The organism is Dendronalium phyllosphericum CENA369, from assembly GCF_016056275.1.
Lineage (GTDB): Bacteria > Cyanobacteriota > Cyanobacteriia > Cyanobacteriales > Nostocaceae > Dendronalium > Dendronalium phyllosphericum.
In genome coordinates this window covers 17,214-18,061 of the sequence record NZ_JAECZA010000086.1, presented here as the reverse complement: position 1 = coordinate 18,061, position 848 = coordinate 17,214, and the positions used below count along the sequence as shown (strand labels likewise).

Annotated in this window: 1 protein-coding gene; it reads right to left on the bottom strand. The window is 43.2% G+C overall.

Annotation, left to right across the window (positions count from 1 at the left end):
* Positions 1-28: 28 nt before the first annotated feature.
* Positions 29-631 carry a glutathione S-transferase family protein gene (locus I8752_RS17860; protein ID WP_214433656.1) on the bottom strand — a complete coding sequence of 201 codons (603 nt, stop codon included), beginning with the start codon at positions 629-631 and terminating at the stop codon, positions 29-31.
* Positions 632-848: the final 217 nt, after the last annotated feature.

Here is an 848-nt window from a genome sequence, read left to right as displayed (position 1 = left end):
CCAGCCTCCCCAGCTCCCCCATCTCCCCCTAAGGCACATTCATCCCGCGCTGCACTGCTGGACGCTGTTGCACTGTCTCAACCCAGCGTTTGAGATTTGGGTGATTGTCTAGTGTCAAACCTTGCATTTCATAAACTGCTACCCAAGGATAAGTTGCAACGTCAGCTATGGAATAGTCACCGCTGATAAATTCATGGTCTGCCAATTGTTTATCTAATACGCCATAAATTCGTAAGGTTTCTTTTTCGTAGCGTTCGATGGCGTAGGGAATTTTTTCTGAGGCAAACTTTTTAAAGTGGTTGAGTTGTCCAAACATTGGCCCGACTCCCCCCATTTGAAACATCAGCCACTCTAGTACTTGAAAGCGCCCTTTTTGGTCAGTGGGCAGTAGTTTACCTGTTTTTTCTGCTAAGTAAATTAGAATAGCACCGGATTCAAAAACTGTAATGCCTGTATCTTGGTCAACAATTGCCGGAATTTTGCTGTTGGGGTTGATGGCGATGTATTCGGGTGTGAATTGCTCTTGTTTGGTAATGTTGATTTTGTGGACATTGTAGGGAAGTTCGACTTCTTCCAACATGACGGAAGCCTTGCGTCCGTTGGGTGTAGTGAAGGTGTAGAGGTCAATCATGCAGTGATACCCTGGAATTTTAGATTTTCCGAGGGTAGTGTAGCTTGAATTGAAGTTCAAAGACTCGTCCGCGAGTATCAAAGACTCATTAATGAAGCTCAAATACTCATTAACGGAGTTCAAAGACTCATTAATGAGGCTCAAATACTCATTAAAGGAGTTCAAAGACTCATTAATGAAGCTCAAACACTCATTAAAGGAGTATCAAACACTCATT

Coding starts and splice junctions, on each gene's coding strand:
- I8752_RS17860 (WP_214433656.1), bottom strand. CDS start 631: ATGATTGACCTCTACACCTTCACTACACCCAACGGACGCAAGGCTTCC.